Origin of the sequence: Novosphingobium album (ex Liu et al. 2023) (genome assembly GCF_029076845.1) — a bacterium.
GTDB lineage: Bacteria > Pseudomonadota > Alphaproteobacteria > Sphingomonadales > Sphingomonadaceae > Novosphingobium.
Genome location: NZ_JARESE010000063.1, coordinates 74,995 through 90,733 on the forward strand (window position 1 = coordinate 74,995; position 15,739 = coordinate 90,733).

The window sequence follows — 15,739 nt, forward strand, 5'->3', positions numbered from 1 at the left end:
CGCGTGGACATGCAACCCCTCTTCCCGCCCATGACGGCGCCGGCCATGCCGCGCCGCCGGTTCCTCGCCTGGCTGAGCATGGGCGCGGCGCTGCCCGTGATGGCCGCATGCGGCGGCGGGGACGCTTCGGCCAAGGCCTATCCGGTCAGCTTCAGCGAGGCGGAATGGCGCAAGCGCCTCACCCCCGCGCAATTCCACATCCTGCGCGAGCAGGGCACCGAAACGCCGTTCACCTCGCCGCTCAATAACGAGCATCGCGCCGGCACTTTCGTCTGTGCGGCGGATGGCAACCGGCTGTTCGCCTCGGCCACCAAGTTCGACAGCGGCACCGGCTGGCCCAGTTTCTGGAAGCCGCTGCCCGGCGCCATCGGCACCTCGACCGATTTCAGGCTCGGCTATCCGCGCACCGAAGTGCACTGCGCGCGGTGCGGCGGCCATCTCGGCCATGTCTTCGACGATGGCCCGAAACCCACCGGCAAGCGCTATTGCATGAACGGGATCGCGATGAAGTTCGTGCCCGCCTGAAAGCGGCGCGGGCCAGTCAGGAGACGTTGACTCAGGCGACGTTGACGTGCGGCGGCTTGTCGTTGCCGTCGTGCAGGTTCATCGTGGCGACCAGCCGGGCCAGATCGCCCAGGTCCATGCACTGGCGGAAAGCCAGGCCATGCGCCGGGGCCTTGCGCCAGCACACGGTCGCATCGAACTCGGGCAAGTCGGCGCCGGCAATGCGCAACGGCTGGCCGATCGCCAGCCGCTCGGCCGTTTCGATCCGCGCCCCCTCGCGCGAGATATTGCACAACGTGGCCGGCACCAGGCGGCGCTCGACCGTCAGCATCACCGGGCTGGCGACGTTCAGGCGGATCGGGCGGCGCGGATAGAGGTTTTCCTCGGCCAGGAAGTGGGCCACGTCGATCGCGCTGGCAAAGCGAAAGCCCGCCTCGCCATCGCGTTCCCAGACCAGTTCGGCCATGAAGCGATCGCCACAGGACTGTTCGAGCAGGAAGTGCTGCTCGCCTGTGGGCAGCGGGTGGAACAGGCGCAGCTTGACGCCGGTTTCGGAAACGTCGCGGATGATGCAGAGGAATTCGCCGCGCGTGCACAGCAGCTTCGCACCGCGCAGCAGCAGCGCGAAACGCGGAGCCACGCGCTGATCGCGATCATGCTGCGCATCAGACGCCTGCGCCTGGTCAGCCGCATCGTCTATCTTGTCGCGATCCTGCGTCATGGCGCTGCCTCCGAAGCCATCCGCTAGCGGTTCATTGACGAAAATCCGTCCTATTTCGCCACTCCCGTTACCTATTGGTAAAGCTTCAATGGTTGCCGATTCGTAAACGATTCGGAAACTATTACTGTACACAGGTGTTCAATTCGCCTGCGCGGCAATCCCTGCCGGCATGGATATAACCCGACAAATATTTGGGTTTTCATAACAATTGAATACGCAGATCGGGCCTATACAGCGGCCATTCCAAGTAATCCGCATGTCGCGCAACAGCCGTTGATTTCCGCTGAGAGTTGACCCGGATGGATAGTACGTCCCCCGATGCGGGCAGTGGGTCAAGCGGGTGATTTTTCCTTTCGTGATTTGGGTGCGGCGGCGGTGCTGGCTCCAAAGCGGAAGCTGTCGTTTCCGGTCTCGAGGATATGCCGGTCTCGAGGATATGACAGTGATGCGTGAGCCGATCGAGCAGCGCGGTGGCCATCTTGGCATCGCCTCGTCCATTTCATGATCCGGTTCGATCGCCAGACTTTCCAAATCGGACGGGTCCGTGCCGATTTCCCTTTTGCGGTGGCGGCCGGTATGTCGATGATGGTCGATCAGCGTTGTCGCGAGAATGCGACCGAGCCAACCACGCACGCTGCGAATGTCACGCAACTGCGCCGCCCTCTCGAGCGCTTCGAGCGAAAATTTCTGAAGCAGTTCCTCGGCATCGCTCCTGTTGCCGACCCTTTGATACAGGAAGAGCAGAAACTCTTCGCGTGCCTGACGTGATGCGCGTGCGTTCTTCGCCGTGATCGTTCGTTCACATCAATTGACGCCGTCCGCGGCGATTCATTACAGTTGCGGGAGTGAGATCGGAGCGCATCGTCAGAACCAGAAGCGCACGCCGACGACATAGTTGGTGACGCTCGGGTCTTCGCCGGCGGCACGGGCATAGTCGGCGCTGTCGCCAACCTTCCATTCCTGCTCGATCCCAATGTACGGCGCGAATTCGCGAGCGAACTCATAGCGCAGACGGACGCCCAGTTCGGCCGTATCGAGGCCCGCGCCGATGCCGAGTTCGGGAATGTCATGCGCGGACAGATTCACTTCGGCGCGTGGCTGGAGGATCAGCCGCTGGGTGATGCGCTGGTCGATTTCGGCTTCGATGCGGCCGGTCAGATCGCCGTTGTCGGATAGGAAGGCGGCGGCATCGACTTCGAACTCATAGGGGACAAGCCCCTGCACGCCGACGACCGCATGGGTGCGAGTGGGTCCGGTGAGATCCTGCCGGATGCCCGTCTGAAGATCCCACCACGGGCCGATGGCGTGGCTCCACAACGCCTGCACCTCGGCGCTTTCGGGTTTCTCGCCGAACCTGCCTTCGCCTTCGGACTTGAGCCACAGCTTGTCGTAGTCGCCGCCATGATAGCCCTGTACATCCCACAGATAGCCGTCCTTGCCAGCGCGCGCGCGATATTCGGCACGCTCGGCCTGGAACCAGTAGACGGGCATTTCGCCGCTGACCTGTTTTACCACCTGGCCGCGGGATGCTGCCATGCGATCCGCACCAACCACAGCATCAGCGGCAAAGGCCGGACCCTCGAAGGCTGCTGGCGGCGGCGCCCCCTGCGGAATGGGATCGTCCGCGGCGGTGCCCGATGCCATGGAATCCTGCTCCATCCGGGCATGGTCCATGTGGCTGTGGTCCACGTGGCTGTGGTCCGGCTGGTTCCGGTTCATCATACCGGGGTCCATCGTGCCGCTATCCGGTGCGTCGGGCGTCGACGTCTGCGGCTGCTCGCCCATGTCGTGCCCGGCATGTTCCTGCGCGAACACAGGTGTGGCCATGGCAAGGAGCGGGAGAAGGAAGATCTTGCGGCGCATCACTTGTCTCCCCCGTCGAGCGGGCGGACGGTGACGACCTGAAACATACCGGTGTGCATGTGATAGATCAGGTGGCAGTGAAACGCCCAGTCACCGGGTTCATTGGCAGTGAGATCGAACTGGGCGGAGCCGCCAGGCTGCACGACGATCGTGTGTTTCATCGGCTGGTGGCCGGGAGGGGCGCCGTTGACCAGTTCGAAGAAGTGGCCGTGCAGGTGGATCGGGTGCGCCATCATGGTGTCGTTGACGAGTTTCACTCGTACGCGCTCGTTGTAGGCAAAGCGGATTGGATCATCGGTGACGGCGGAGAATTTCTTGCCGTCGAACGACCACATATAGCGCTCCATGCTTCCGGTGAGATGGATTTCCTTCATCCGGGCCGAGCGGCGGTCGTCGGGGTTGGGCTTCGCTGCGACGAGCTGTTTGTAGTCGAGCACCCGGTGCCCGACGTCATCCAGGCCGATGCCGGGATCGCCCATCCGATCGACCGGGTTCATCGCCACCATGTCGAGCCCGGGGCCGACCTTCACATTGTCCGGCAGCCGTGAGGTGTCGCGCATGTTCATGCCGCCCGACATGTCCATTCCGGCCATGTCGCCAGACTTCTCGGCCATGCCTGACATGCCGTTCATGCCGCCTGCGCCGTGATCGCCCGCGCTCATGCCCATGTCGGCCATGGTGAGCACCGGCGGCTTGCGCAGCGCGGGGACTGCGGCGCTTGCATCTGGCCTGCTCGTCAGTGTCGCAAGCCCCAAGCCGGACCGATCCATCGCCTCCGCGACGAAGGCGAAGGCCCCTGCGCCCTTGGGTTCCACGATCACGTCATAGGTTTCGGCATTGCCCATCTGGAATTCGTCGGTCTCGACCGGGCGGATGTTCTGGCCGTCTGCGGCCACCACGGTCATCGGCAGGCCGGGAATGCGCACGTTGAAGAACGTCATGGCGGAACCGTTGATGATCCTCAGGCGAATGCGCTCGCCGGGATTATAGGCAAGCTCCAGGCCGTCCTCGGGGCCGTGACCGTTGACAAGGAAGGTGTAGGTCGAGCCCGTCACGTCGGAGATGTCGGTCGGCATCATCCGCATCCGCGCCCACATCCGGCGCTGCTCACTGGTCAGCGGATAGTCGTCGGTCCAGCTAGTCTGCTGATAGTTGAAATAGCCTTCGCCGACCTTGAGCTTGCGGATGATCTCGTGCGGGTTCATCGGCGACCAGTCGGTCAGCATCAGCACATATTCGCGCTCATATTCGAACGGGTCGGGCTCGATCGGATCGATGACGATTGGGCCGTAATGACCCATCGGCTCCTGCAGCGTGTGCGCATGCCACCAATAGGTGCCCGCCTGCCGAATGGGGAAACGGTAGCGGAAGGTCTCTCCGGGTTCGACCGCGGCCATGGTGATGCCCGGAACTCCGTCCATCAGGAACGGGACCAGCATCCCGTGCCAGTGGATCGACGTGCCCTCCGATGCATTGTTGACCAGGTCGACGGTGAGATCCTGCCCCTGTTTCAGCCGCAGCAGGGGGCCGGGCAGCGTTCCGTTGACGGTGACGGCCGTCCCCCGGCGCGAGCCAGTGGCGAACAGCGCGTCCCCAACCGTCATCGTCAGATGTTCGCCTGAAAGAATATCGCTGCCTTTGCGCGCCAGCGTCCCTCCATGGACGCCGCGCGCCCACGCTGGCATAGCACCGGCAAGGCCCACCAGACCTGCACCGCACGCACCGTAATGCAGGAATTTGCGGCGATTTATCAATGTCATCGCGATTGTCCGTTCGTGAGGTTTTGCCCTTCGTTACGCGCCGGGCGGTGCTACCCCTCAGGAAAATTCCAGACTCTCGCGCAGCCTGTTGCGTGCCCGGTATATGCGGGTTTCGATGGTCTTTTCCGACACGCCGAGCAGCTCTGCCGCCTCACGCTGGCTGCGCCCGTCGATGGCGACCAGTACCAGCGCTTCGCGCAGCCGAACCGGCAGGCGCTCGATCTCAGACTGTACACGGGCGAATTCTTGACGATCCCGCGCGGTATCTTCGGGGCCGGGCGAGTCGTCAGATGCGATGATTTCTTCCAGCCCCCGGCCGAATCCGAGAAAGCTTGCCGCCTTCCGCCGCCGCAGACGGTCGCGGCACTTGTTGAGTGTGGTCGTCGTAAGATAACCGCCGACCGGTCGATCGGCATCCAGTCGCTGGCGATTTATCCAGACCGAGGCCAGCGCGTTCTGCACGGCTTCCTCGGCTTCCGATGGCGATGCGAGCATCCGCCGGGCGAGCGCGAGCAGGCGCGGCGCGTGAGGCTCGACAAGCCGATCAAACGCTCGCCGTCCGCCTGATTTCACCTGAGCGATCAGGTCAGATTCGCTGCTGTCCCCTGCCTCCGCCACGAGCGATCATTCGCGGCCATCGCCGGTCAGGGATATCGAGATCTGACGGTCGAATTTCCGCCGCTGCCCTTCGTTGAGCAGTACGCGCATCGCGAAGACGTGGCGCACGGTAGCCTTCTGGAGTTCGCCCATCTCCAGATGCACCCGGTCGATCGCCGCACCCACCTTTGGACCGTAGTTATGCTCCTGCTCCATGGCCGCTGCCAGATCGGCATTGGCCGCGCGCAGCCTTGCTTCATGTCCTGCTCTTTCCGTCGCGAACCGGGCTTCCAACTGGTCCAGCCTGCTGGTCTGGTCCGGGCTGAGGTCGAGCTTGTCATGCACGAACTCATGGAGGCCACTACGCTGGGCTGCGCCACCCCATTGGACCGCGAGCATCGCGCCCAGGCATCCTGCCGCTACCGCGAGCAGGACGGCAAGGACGATGTGAAGGCCCGACAGCTTCATGGCTCGACGTGCAGCAGAACGGCGGGCGATAGATCAGCGCCAACAAAAAGCTGGTACGATGTCGGCTCGGCCTTAACCGGCGTCTGGATCGTGCCGATCCCGCCGCCCATTCCGGCAGCGAAGATGACCGCGAAAAGGGCGAGGCGGCGGCGCGCGTTCGCGGCTTCAGCCATTTCCCCGGCGCGCGACCAGACGCTGTCCATAAAGCCCTCCGGGACGACGTCCGCCTGCATGTCGCCCAGCGACCGCAGGGCCTCGTTCAATCGGGTTTCCTGATCCATCTCGCTCGCTTCCCGCTTTCAACTGCAATCTCATACGCATCTGCGCGTCATGGCCATCATACGCCTCAACGCTTTGCGCCCCTCAATAAAAGTGAGGGGTGCGGTCGGCTCGTGCGTAGCGAAGGTACAAGGGCCATGATTTCGGCCCGCCCAGTCGGAGAAATGATGTGCAAATACCGCGCGCGAACCACTTGAAACCCGCAATGGCGTCGGCGCTTCTGCTTGCCCTTGGCGCCTGCTCGAATGCGGCGCAGGCCACCGAGTACACCATGTATCGTGACCCCTCCTGCGGCTGCTGCGAGCAATGGGCCGAGCATATCCGTCACGGCCTGAATGCGCAGGTCACGGTGAGGGACAGCGCCGATATGGCAGCCGTCAAGGACGATAACGCCGTGCCTGGAGAATTGCGATCCTGCCATACCATGGCGGTAGGTGGCTATGTGATCGAAGGACATGTGCCCGCCGTGGATATCCAGCGGTTGCTCAAGGAGCGGCCCGCCGGTGTCCGGGGGGCTTGCGGTCGCCGGCATGCCGCTCGGTTCGCCCGGAATGGAAATGGGCGATCAGGCCCAGCCCTATCAGGTCATCGCGTTCGGCGAGGCGGGCCGCTCCGTCTTCAACAGCTACAACTGACCTTCGGACGCGCTCGAAGGCCTTTCAAGGACCCCTGCAATGAAGAAGCTCATTTTCGGTTTCACCGCTCTCGCTCTTGCCGTCCCCACGGCGCTGCTGGCTCAGCAGGCGCCGGAACCGAAAGCGCAAGGCGAGCACGGCCGGATGGCCTGCTGCCAGAAGGACAAGGACGGCAAGATGCAATGCCCGATGATGGACCATTCGCAAATGGACCAGGGCCAGATGGATCATGGCCAAATGGGTGGCGAAGGGATGACTCGAGGTGCCTCTGGCGACCATTCCGCCAGGGCGCATTGCGGCATGATGGGCGGGAACTCGGACAAGCCTGCGACTGGCCACGATGATCACGACCACCATCAGGGACACACGCCGCAATGATCGTGACCACGCCTGAGAGGGACTGCCGCCGCCGGGGAAAACAGGGATGACCACCTATACATGCCCCATGCACCCGGAAATCCGGCAGGACGGCCCGGGTGACTGCCCCAAGTGCGGCATGCACCTCGTGCCGGCAGACGAGGCTCCGGCGCAGGAGCATGCGCATTGCCACAGCCATGGAAAGTCGCACCAGTCCGCAGGGGCGGCGAGCGGCAAGTACGATACCGTTCCCGCCGGCTATGACGGCGCCGTCTATACATGCCCGATGCATCCAGAGGTTCGGCAGAGCAAACCCGGCTCCTGTCCGATCTGCGGCATGGGGCTGGAATTGGAATCGGCCGCAATGGCGGACGAAGGGCCGAACCCCGAACTGGTCGACTTCACCCGCCGCTTCTGGATGGGCGCGGTGCTGACCGTGCCGCTGCTCGTTTTCACCATGGGCCCCTATGTCGGGTTCGGCCGCGTGCGGGAGATATTCGGCGAACGCCCAACGCTGTGGATCGAATTGATTCTCGGCACGCCGGTGGTGCTTTATTGCGGCTGGCCGTTCCTTGTGCGCGGCTGGAACTCCTTCCGCACGATGAAACTCAACATGTTCTCGCTGATCGGCATGGGGGTGATGGCAGCATGGCTGTTCAGCGTGGTGGCGGTGCTTGCGCCGGGGATCTTCCCGGACGGCTTCAGAGACGCCGAAGGCCATGTCGGCGTCTATTTCGAGGCCGCCGCCGTCATCGTCACGCTGGTACTGCTGGGGCAGGTCATGGAACTGCGCGCCCGCGAAGGCACCGGCAAGGCGATCCGTGCGCTGCTCGATCTTGCCGCCAAGACCGCGCGCCGTATCAGCGCTGACGGCAGCGAGGAAGAGGTCGCGCTCGAGGACGTTCAGGTCGGCGACCGACTACGCGTGCGACCCGGCGACAAGGTGCCGGTCGACGGCGTGGTGGTCGATGGCCGCTCTTCGGTCGATGAAAGCATGATCTCGGGCGAGCCCGTGCCCGTGGAGAAGGTCGCCGGCGACCCCCTCACCGGCGCCACGATCAACGGCACCGGTAGTCTCGTCATGGAAGCCACCCGCGTCGGCTCGGAAACGATGCTGTCGCAGATCGTCGAAATGGTCTCGAACGCCCAGCGCTCGCGCGCGCCGATCCAGAAATATGCCGACAAGGTCGCAGGCTTCTTCGTGCCGGTCGTGATCGGCATCGCGGTGTTGGCCTTCATTGCCTGGGCGGCCTGGGGACCAGCACCCGCGCTCTCCTATGCGCTGATCGCCGCGGTCGCTGTGCTGATCATCGCCTGCCCCTGTGCCTTGGGTCTGGCGACGCCGATGTCGATCATGACCGCGACCGGACGCGGCGCGCAGGCGGGCGTTCTCATCAAGAATGCCGAGGCGCTGGAGCGGTTCGAGAAGATCGACACGTTGATGATCGACAAGACCGGAACGCTCACCGAAGGCAAGCCCAGGCTCGTCGCCGTCATGCCCGAACCGGGCCACGACGAGGGCGAAGTGCTGCGCCTTGCCGCGACGCTGGAGCGCGGCTCCGAACACCCGCTCGCCGAAGCGATCGTGCGCGGCGCCGAGGAGCGCGGCGTGGCGATGGACGAGGCGAGCGACTTCGAGGCGATCACCGGCAAGGGCGTGAAGGGCACCGTCGACGGCAAGGCGGTCGCGCTCGGCAACATCGCACTTGTCCGCGATCTCGGGCTGGAAGGCTCGGGATTGGCAGAGAAGGCGAATATCCGCCGCGACGAGGGTGAGACGGTGATGTTCGTCATCCTCGACGGTGTCATCGCCGGCCTGGTGAGCGTCACCGACCCGGTGAAGGAGACCACGCCGGATGCCATCAAGGCACTACACGATCTGGGCTTCCGCATCATCATGGCGACAGGCGACAATGAGCGCACCGCCAAGGCGGTCGCGGCGCGGCTCGGCATCGACGAGATCCGTGCCGACGTGCTGCCCGAGGACAAGGCGCGGATCATCCGCGAACTCCAGCAGGAAGGCCGCAAGGTCGCGATGGCGGGCGACGGCGTGAACGACGCGCCCGCGCTCGCCCAGGCCGATGTCGGCATCGCCATGGGCACCGGCGCCGACGTGGCGATCGAGAGCGCGGGGATTACGCTGGTGAAGGGCAATCTAGACGGCATCGTTCGCGCCCGGCGGCTCGCCCGCGCGACGATGAGCAACATCCGCCAGAACCTGTTCTTCGCGCTGATCTACAACAGCGCCGGCGTGCCGGTTGCCGCGGGCGTCCTGTTCCCGTTCTTCGGCATTCTCATCAGCCCGATGTTCGCCGCCTTCGCGATGAGCGCCTCATCGATTTCGGTCGTGCTCAATTCGCTCAGACTGAGAGCCGCGAAGGTGTGAGGCACCAAGAAGCAAACCCAATTCAAAGGAGGTGATGATGGTCATGGAGGAATCGCACGGTGGCGATCATTCCGCGCAGGAGAAGCATCGGCCGAGTTTCTGGAAGTCGCGAACAGGCTCCGTGTTCCTCGCCTTCCTCGCCATCATCGCCTTCATGCTCGCCTATGAGCATCGGGCGCTTATCTTCACGGGCACAGGCCTGTTGCTCCTGATCGGTCTCCTTTGTCCGGCCATGCATCTGTTCATGCATCATGGACATGGAGGGCATGACAAATGAACCCCGATGCCCCTGCGTATGGCCTGTGGTTTCTGGTCGTCGCGAATTCAGCGATCTGCATTTTCTTCGCCTTCAGTTTCTTCAAACCCCGGACGAAGCGCGACTGACGCAGCTTCTCGGCATTCAGCGCCTTCCTCGTTGCTCTGTTCGCGGAAATGTACGGCTTTCCCCTCACCGTCTATTTCCTTTCGGGATGGCTGCAGTCAGCCTATCCCGGCGTCGACTGGTTCTCCCACGATGCAGCGACAGACCATCGAATATCGGCGCTTGCAGCACCGCAGGCTCGCCGCCTAACATCAAACCCCAGACGAGGCACGCACGCCGCTAATCTAAGCCCCGATCTGCGCCGAATGTTCCGACGACGGACAATGGCAGGAGAGACGGATTTCCTCTCAAGATACTGCTTTTATTATAGAATTTTGGTGCACCCGACAGGATTCGAACCTGTGGCCTCTGCCTTCGGAGGGCAGCGCTCTATCCAGCTGAGCTACGGGTGCCGGGCCAGAGCGCGCGATTAGCAGAGCGGGCGCGTGGTTTCCAGCGGCAAATCGCGTGCCCGGCGCGGACGGTACGGTCAGGCGCCGATCGGCTGGCCGGTTTCGGGATCGAGATCGCGATAGCTGCCCAGCGTCAGGAACAGGATCGCGGTCAGGATGAACAGCGGGATCAGCCCCATCAGCACCAGATCATAGCTGCGCGTGACATCATAGATGTAGTTGGCGCTGAGCGGCGCAAGGCCGGCGCCAAACAGCAGCAGGCCGTTGATCGTGCCGAACAGCGCGCCGAAGTTGCGCGTGCCGAAATGGCGCGCGGCAAGGTAGGCGCAGGCATCCAGCTCGGTGCCGACCGACAGGCCCATGACGAGGCAGGCCACGGCCGACCAGCCTTGCGAATGATCGGTCGCCAGCAGGATCGCGGCCGGCAGGATCGGCAGCAGCACGCTGACCGCCGCCACCTTGTTGCCATCGAGCCGGTCGAGCAGATAGCCGCCGACCAGGCGCCCGGTGATCGAGCCGATGCCCATCAACCCGGCGGTGGCGGCGGCGCTGGCCGGGGTCAGCCCTTCGCCGATCAGCACCGGCACCAGATTGTTGGTCAACGCGCAGCTCGCCACGGAAAAGACGATCGAGGCGGCCGCGAGCTTGACGAAGCGGGCCGAGGCCATCTGCCCGCGCGCGGTCGTCCGCAACGCCGGGTCGCCAGCGTGGGGCATGGCCACGCGCGCGCGCGGCGCCTCGCGGAAGAACAGGAAAGTGATCGGGAACACCAAGACCAGGCAGATCGCCGCGAACGCGACATAGGCCATGCGCCAGCCCAGTCCATCGACCAGCGCATTCACCACCATCGGATAAAGCGCCGCGCCCATGCCGGTGCCCGACAGCGCGATCGCCATGGCCAGCCCCCGGCTCTGGAAGAAATAGCCGTTGAGCACCGCGATCCAGACCACCGGCAGGATCGTCATGGCACCCAGCGCCACCAGCACCCACAGCCCGATCCACGAAAGGATGTTGGCATTGGCCAGCGACAGCGTCGCCAGCATCGCGCAATAGAACGGCACGCCGATCAGGGCGATGCGGCGCGGCCCCCAGCGATCCACCGCCGCGCCGATCAGCGGGCCGACCAGCAGCGCCATGATCGAGATGATCATGAAGCCGGCGGAAATCTGCGCGCGCGGCCAGCCGAATTCGGCCTCCAGCGGGCGGATCATCACGCCCAGCGCATGGCCATGCGCGGCCACCAGCATGATCCCGGCGAAGCAGGGCATGACGACTGTCCAGTGCTGGCGCCATTCCGCCAGCCCGCCCGGTGCCCTCGTCCCGTTCATTGCCTCTCCCACTTGCAGATTTGCCCTTATGATGTGCTTGTTGCCGCGTTTCGCCCCGATGGGAAGCACGAAGCGCCGCCCGGCCCGATTAGCGATTTGGCAATCGCTGCCGGCTAGCATGACAGGCCATGGACGCGACTCCGATCAGCAAGGCGGACGCCCGCCCGCCGGGCGCTGGCCAGGCCCGCGCGGGCGGGCCGCCATTCGGCCATGGCTCGGCCAGCGCGCTGTCGATGAAATGGTCCGCGCTGCACGATGCGGCGGCCGCCGTGGCCGCGATCGCGGGGGTGGAAGCGCCGCCGATGCCGCCGGCGGTGCGCAACTTCCCGGTGGTGATTCGCGATGCCGGCGGCTGGCGCCGCGCGCTGGCCGAACAGCACGTCGACGATCTGGCCGCAATCATGGAGCCTGGCCTTGCCGCCCTGCTGTCCGCCTATAGCCGGGGCGTCACCCCGCTCGCGGCGGCACGCGCCTTGTGGGAGGAATTCGTCCGCGCGCGCGACGCGGTGCTGGCCCTGTGCCCGCCCGGCGGATCGCCGCGCCGGGTGGCGTGATCGGCGCACCGCGCCCAAGCCCCTTGCAGGTTCATGCTATGTTCCTATGATGGGGCATGGCCGAACGTGATTCTCCGCTGCTTGCCCCCGCTGCCCCGCCCGGCGCGCTCACCGCGCCGGACGTTTCGCGCGGCATCGGCCGGCTCTTCGCACGTAACGATATCTGGTGCGTTGCCGAAATGCCGCTGCGCTGCGGCCGGCGCGCGGACCTGATGGGGATCGACGCCAAGGGCGGCATCGTCATTGTCGAGATCAAGGTGAGCCGGGCCGATCTGCTGGGCGATTGCAAGTGGACCGATTATCTCGACTATTGCGACCGCTTCTACTGGGGCCTCGCGCCGGGGCTGGACCGCGCCTGCCTGGAGACAGAGGCGTTCCTGCCCGAAAGCTGCGGCGTGATCGTCGCCGATGGCTATGACGCGGAGATCCTGCGCCCCGCGCCCACGCGCCGGCTGGCGCCCGCGCGGCGCAAGGTGGAAGTGGAGCGGCTGGCCCGCGCGGCGCTGCGGCGCATCGTCACCGGCGCGGACCCGCACACCGTGCGCTGGGGCAGCGAAGGCTGAAGCCATGCCGTCCCGCCGCGATCTCATCCGCATGAGCGCCGGGGAAGTCCGCGCCTATCTTGCCGCGCGGCGCCGGATCATCGTCGTCAGCAACGGCCCCGGCGGGCTGCCGCATCCGGTGCCGATGAACTATGGCCTCGACGATGACGGGCGCATCCACATCACCAGCTTCGCGCGCAGCCAGAAAGTGCGCAACCTCGAACGCGACCCGCGCGCCGCGCTGCTGGTCGAAAGCGGTGAGACTTATGCCGAGCTGAAAGCCGTGATCGCCTATGCCGAGGCGGAAATCCTGCGCGATCCCGACGAAGTGGCCCACCTGATGCGCCTGATCCGCGCGAACGAGAGCCTGGCGGCCAGCATCGGCGATGCCATGACCGCCCAAGTCCGCGCCTCGATCGCCAAGCGCGTGGCAATCCGCTTCACGCCGTTCCGTTACGTGAGTTGGGATCACGCGAAGCTGGAGGGATTTTACTGAGGCGAAAGTGGGGGGTGGCGAATAATCCGAAGTCATGGGGCAACAGGGATCGGACCGTCCGCGAACCGGAGACGTCGAAAAGGCGCAGGCCAATGCCCGCTGCTCAACCCTGGCTGGCTGGCCCCAGCGCCTCGATAACGCGGCAGTCCGCCACCGTGCCCCCGTTACAGGAATCGATTACGGCTTTCAGCTCACGGCGCAGCGCGGAAAGGTCGGCCAACTTGCGATCGACTTCTCGAAGATGCTCGCTGGCAATCCGATCAACACGCGCGCAATCCTGACTGCGATCGTCCGACAGCTTCAGCAGCGCCCGGACCTGATCGAGCGAGAAGCCGAGATCGCGGGCGCGGCGGACGAAGGACAGTCGCCCCAGTTCAGCTTCGCCATAGGCGCGATAATTTCCGGCCGTGCGGGAAGGCTGGGGCAGGAGGCCAATCCGTTCATAGTAACGGATCGTCTCCACCTTGGTACCCGTCGCCTTGCCGAGATCTCCGATCGTCAACGCCATTCCGCCACCTCGCTGCTATTCGTGCCCACCGAACCGGATGCGGACACCGCCATTGACCACGCGGCCTTCCAATGGCGCCCACGCATCGACCGTCCACGCCCCATCGGGCGCTCGCCGTGGCAGAAGGAGCGGGTCATGTTTCGTCTGCCGGATGTCCAGAAGATTCTCCGCGTTGACGAACAGACTGACCTTGCCAATGACAAATTCACCCATTGCACCCAACTCGAAATAAGGGCTGCTGCGCGAGCGATAGGGATTGTCTTCCAGAAGTTGGCGGCCGGTATAATAGGCTTCCAGCCCCACCCTGCCCCTGCCTTCCTTCTCCCACATTCCAACCAGGCCCCCCGTGTGGCGCGGGGTAAGCGGGACCGTCCTTCGTCCGATGCCGGACGGGTCCTGCTCGGTCGCGTCCACATAGACATAGCTGCCGGTGATCGAGAACGCCTCCCAGCGATAACGCAGCAGCAGTTCGGCGCCGCGTGTGCGCGTGAGGCCTGCCACGTTGGCCAGTTTGACACGATCGGGGCCGTCAGCCTCCAGTCGAACGGCATCCTTGATGTTCGAGCCGAACAGAGTCACGTCAGCTTCGAGCGGGCCGGCCTTGTAGCCGATGTCGACAGAGGCGGTATTGGCTGTCTCTGCCTTCAGCCTGTCGAGCGGTTCGAGCCGGGACAGGCCCGCTTCCTCGATCTCCTCGACAAAGGGCGTCGGCGCATAGAAGCCCCGGCCGAGCGATGCTCTGAGCGTCCACCGGCCCGGCTTGTAGAGCAATGACAGGCGCGGGCTGATCTGTGAGCCATATTCGCTGTGGGCGTCCCATCGCGCGCTGCCTGCCAGCGTGAGATCGTCCAGCATGTCGTGTTCGATCTGCGCGAACAGCGCCGGCACCGTGTAGCTGTAATTGAAGCCAGGGAAATCCGCGGAGCGGAAGATGTCGGCCTGGAAGGCGATGCCCGCAAGCCATGAGGTCCGGCCCGATCTTGCCGAGAGGGAAGCTTCGCCGAAGACAGTGCGGCGCCGGTTATCCTCGATCGTATCGCCAGAACGGTGATCGTCGTCCTGGGTCATGGCTGAAGCACGAATATTGAGCGTTCCAGACATCAGCGGGATTTCGGCGGCAAGTCCGCTATCGAACCGCTGGCTGTCAAGCATTTGGGAAAAGGGTTGCCCATCCGGCGCCGAGCGGCCCGGCAGCGTGCCGCCTTCGCGCCGCTCGGTCATCGCGCCTGCGGTCAGGAAAAGTCTGGCGCCGGACGATCCCTTCCAGAACAGGCGCGGCCGGACGGTCCAGCGTCGATAGGCGGGCATGTCGGCCCAGCCGTCGCCGTTCAGATCCTGCCGGCCCTGTCGATCGTATCCGCCCGTCATGGAGGCGCTCCAGTCACCGCCGATGGGTGCCGCCGCATAGCCGGTCGCATCCCGTCCGCTCCGACTGGTCGCATTCAGCACCACATCGGCTTCCGGTTCGGCGCTGGGCCGCCGCGAGACGAGATTGATGACGCCACCGAGCGCGGAAGGACCATAAAGCGCCGAAGCCGCGCCCTTGATGACCTCCACTTGCCCCAGATCGGTCGGAGGAATCTGGAGCAGGCCGATCGCCGGTGCTTGCCCGCCATAGAGCGGCAGGCCATCCGCGAGGAGTTGCGTGTAGCGCCCCTTCATGCCCTGCATCCGAATGCTTGCCGCACCAAGCGAGGGGGATGTGATCTGCGTCCGGATTCCCGGCGTCTCGCTAACGAGCATGGCGATATTGCCAGGCGTCATCATCAGCTTTTCTTCGATTTCTTCCCGGTCGAGCACCTCGACCCGGATCGGCTCATCATTCAGGCTGCGGCCCGAGCGCGTTGCCTGGACGATGATCTCCTCACCATCTTCGCTCGCGGCATCGTCGCGATCCTCCTGCGCCCATGTCGGCGAGAGCGTCACGGATGATGCAAGAACGGCCGCAACCATCGCCAGCTCCGGCC

17 protein-coding genes, 1 tRNA gene and 3 pseudogenes are annotated in these 15,739 nt (G+C 64.6%); 9 read left to right on the forward strand and 12 right to left on the reverse strand.

What is annotated here, in order from left to right:
• The first annotated feature begins 30 nt into the window (after positions 1–30).
• A complete protein-coding gene (msrB, locus tag PYV00_RS19110; RefSeq protein WP_428981656.1) occupies positions 31–525 on the forward strand; it encodes a peptide-methionine (R)-S-oxide reductase MsrB in 495 nt (164 codons plus the stop codon).
• 31 nt (positions 526–556) lie between these two features.
• Here the strand turns inward: msrB and PYV00_RS19115 are convergent, their stop codons facing one another.
• From PYV00_RS19115 to PYV00_RS19150, 8 genes and pseudogenes are all read right to left on the reverse strand, one after another.
• Positions 557–1,225: a PilZ domain-containing protein gene (locus PYV00_RS19115; RefSeq protein WP_275229899.1), complete on the reverse strand. Its 669-nt coding sequence runs from the start codon at positions 1,223–1,225 to the stop codon at positions 557–559.
• 412 nt (positions 1,226–1,637) lie between these two features.
• Positions 1,638–1,715 (reverse strand): annotated as a pseudogene (locus PYV00_RS19120) (ATP-binding protein); the annotation flags it as partial.
• A gap of 137 nt (positions 1,716–1,852) precedes the next feature.
• Positions 1,853–2,017: pseudogene (locus tag PYV00_RS24370) on the reverse strand (hypothetical protein); the annotation flags it as partial.
• Positions 2,018–2,089: 72 nt separating this feature from the next.
• The gene (locus PYV00_RS19130) at positions 2,090–3,088 is read right to left on the reverse strand and encodes a copper resistance protein B (protein WP_275229900.1); all 999 of its coding nucleotides are present in this window, start codon (positions 3,086–3,088) and stop codon (positions 2,090–2,092) included.
• Positions 3,088–4,848: a copper resistance system multicopper oxidase gene (locus PYV00_RS19135; RefSeq protein ID WP_275229902.1), complete on the reverse strand. Its 1,761-nt coding sequence runs from the start codon at positions 4,846–4,848 to the stop codon at positions 3,088–3,090. The genes PYV00_RS19130 and PYV00_RS19135 overlap by 1 nt, the downstream gene beginning before the upstream one ends.
• Positions 4,849–4,905: 57 nt before the next feature.
• Entirely contained in the window at positions 4,906–5,466 is a 561-nt protein-coding gene (locus tag PYV00_RS19140) for an RNA polymerase sigma factor (RefSeq protein ID WP_275229904.1), read from the reverse strand.
• A gap of 6 nt (positions 5,467–5,472) precedes the next feature.
• Positions 5,473–5,913: a periplasmic heavy metal sensor gene (locus PYV00_RS19145; protein WP_275229906.1), complete on the reverse strand. Its 441-nt coding sequence runs from the start codon at positions 5,911–5,913 to the stop codon at positions 5,473–5,475.
• Positions 5,910–6,194 carry a hypothetical protein gene (locus tag PYV00_RS19150; RefSeq protein WP_275229908.1) on the reverse strand — a complete coding sequence of 95 codons (285 nt, stop codon included), beginning with the start codon at positions 6,192–6,194 and terminating at the stop codon, positions 5,910–5,912. The genes PYV00_RS19145 and PYV00_RS19150 overlap by 4 nt, the downstream gene beginning before the upstream one ends.
• 501 nt (positions 6,195–6,695) lie before the next feature.
• On the opposite strand from PYV00_RS19150, the gene PYV00_RS24375 reads away from it, so the two are divergent.
• From PYV00_RS24375 to PYV00_RS19175, 5 genes and pseudogenes are all read left to right on the forward strand, one after another.
• Positions 6,696–6,827, forward strand: coding sequence for a hypothetical protein (locus PYV00_RS24375; RefSeq protein ID WP_342803828.1), 132 nt, complete (start codon positions 6,696–6,698; stop codon positions 6,825–6,827).
• A gap of 39 nt (positions 6,828–6,866) precedes the next feature.
• Positions 6,867–7,205 (forward strand): hypothetical protein, encoded by a 339-nt coding sequence (locus tag PYV00_RS19160; protein WP_275229910.1) that lies wholly within the window; start codon positions 6,867–6,869, stop codon positions 7,203–7,205.
• 46 nt (positions 7,206–7,251) lie between these two features.
• Positions 7,252–9,570: a copper-transporting P-type ATPase gene (locus PYV00_RS19165; RefSeq protein ID WP_275229912.1), complete on the forward strand. Its 2,319-nt coding sequence runs from the start codon at positions 7,252–7,254 to the stop codon at positions 9,568–9,570.
• A 37-nt stretch (positions 9,571–9,607) separates the two neighbouring features.
• Complete coding sequence (locus tag PYV00_RS19170) at positions 9,608–9,847, forward strand: DUF2933 domain-containing protein (RefSeq protein WP_275229914.1); 240 nt, start codon at positions 9,608–9,610, stop codon at positions 9,845–9,847.
• Positions 9,844–10,089: pseudogene (locus PYV00_RS19175) on the forward strand (isoprenylcysteine carboxylmethyltransferase family protein); the annotation flags it as partial. The gene PYV00_RS19170 and the pseudogene PYV00_RS19175, both read left to right, overlap by 4 nt.
• A 178-nt stretch (positions 10,090–10,267) precedes the next feature.
• Here the strand turns inward: PYV00_RS19175 and PYV00_RS19180 are convergent.
• Both PYV00_RS19180 and PYV00_RS19185 read right to left on the reverse strand, forming a co-directional pair.
• Positions 10,268–10,344 (reverse strand) — tRNA-Arg (locus tag PYV00_RS19180).
• A 77-nt stretch (positions 10,345–10,421) separates the two neighbouring features.
• On the reverse strand, positions 10,422–11,672 hold the full coding sequence (locus PYV00_RS19185) for an MFS transporter (protein WP_275229916.1): 1,251 nt from the start codon (positions 11,670–11,672) through the stop codon (positions 10,422–10,424).
• A 128-nt stretch (positions 11,673–11,800) separates the two neighbouring features.
• Here PYV00_RS19185 and PYV00_RS19190 point away from each other — a divergent pair, with 128 nt between their 5' ends.
• From PYV00_RS19190 to PYV00_RS19200, 3 genes are read left to right on the forward strand one after another with little or no spacing between them, the layout of a single operon-like run.
• Positions 11,801–12,226, forward strand: a complete 426-nt coding sequence (locus PYV00_RS19190) for a hypothetical protein (RefSeq protein ID WP_275229918.1) — start codon at positions 11,801–11,803, stop codon at positions 12,224–12,226.
• 56 nt (positions 12,227–12,282) lie between these two features.
• Positions 12,283–12,789, forward strand: coding sequence for an MmcB family DNA repair protein (locus PYV00_RS19195; RefSeq protein ID WP_275229920.1), 507 nt, complete (start codon positions 12,283–12,285; stop codon positions 12,787–12,789).
• 4 nt (positions 12,790–12,793) lie between these two features.
• Positions 12,794–13,264, forward strand: coding sequence for a pyridoxamine 5'-phosphate oxidase family protein (locus PYV00_RS19200; RefSeq protein WP_275229922.1), 471 nt, complete (start codon positions 12,794–12,796; stop codon positions 13,262–13,264).
• Between the two features lie 103 nt (positions 13,265–13,367).
• Here PYV00_RS19200 and PYV00_RS19205 read toward each other — a convergent pair whose 3' ends face one another.
• Both PYV00_RS19205 and PYV00_RS19210 read right to left on the reverse strand, forming a co-directional pair.
• The gene (locus PYV00_RS19205; protein ID WP_275229924.1) at positions 13,368–13,772 is read right to left on the reverse strand and encodes a MerR family transcriptional regulator; all 405 of its coding nucleotides are present in this window, start codon (positions 13,770–13,772) and stop codon (positions 13,368–13,370) included.
• A 15-nt stretch (positions 13,773–13,787) separates the two neighbouring features.
• Positions 13,788–15,725 carry a TonB-dependent receptor plug domain-containing protein gene (locus tag PYV00_RS19210; RefSeq protein ID WP_275229926.1) on the reverse strand — a complete coding sequence of 646 codons (1,938 nt, stop codon included), beginning with the start codon at positions 15,723–15,725 and terminating at the stop codon, positions 13,788–13,790.
• Positions 15,726–15,739 lie beyond the last annotated feature (14 nt).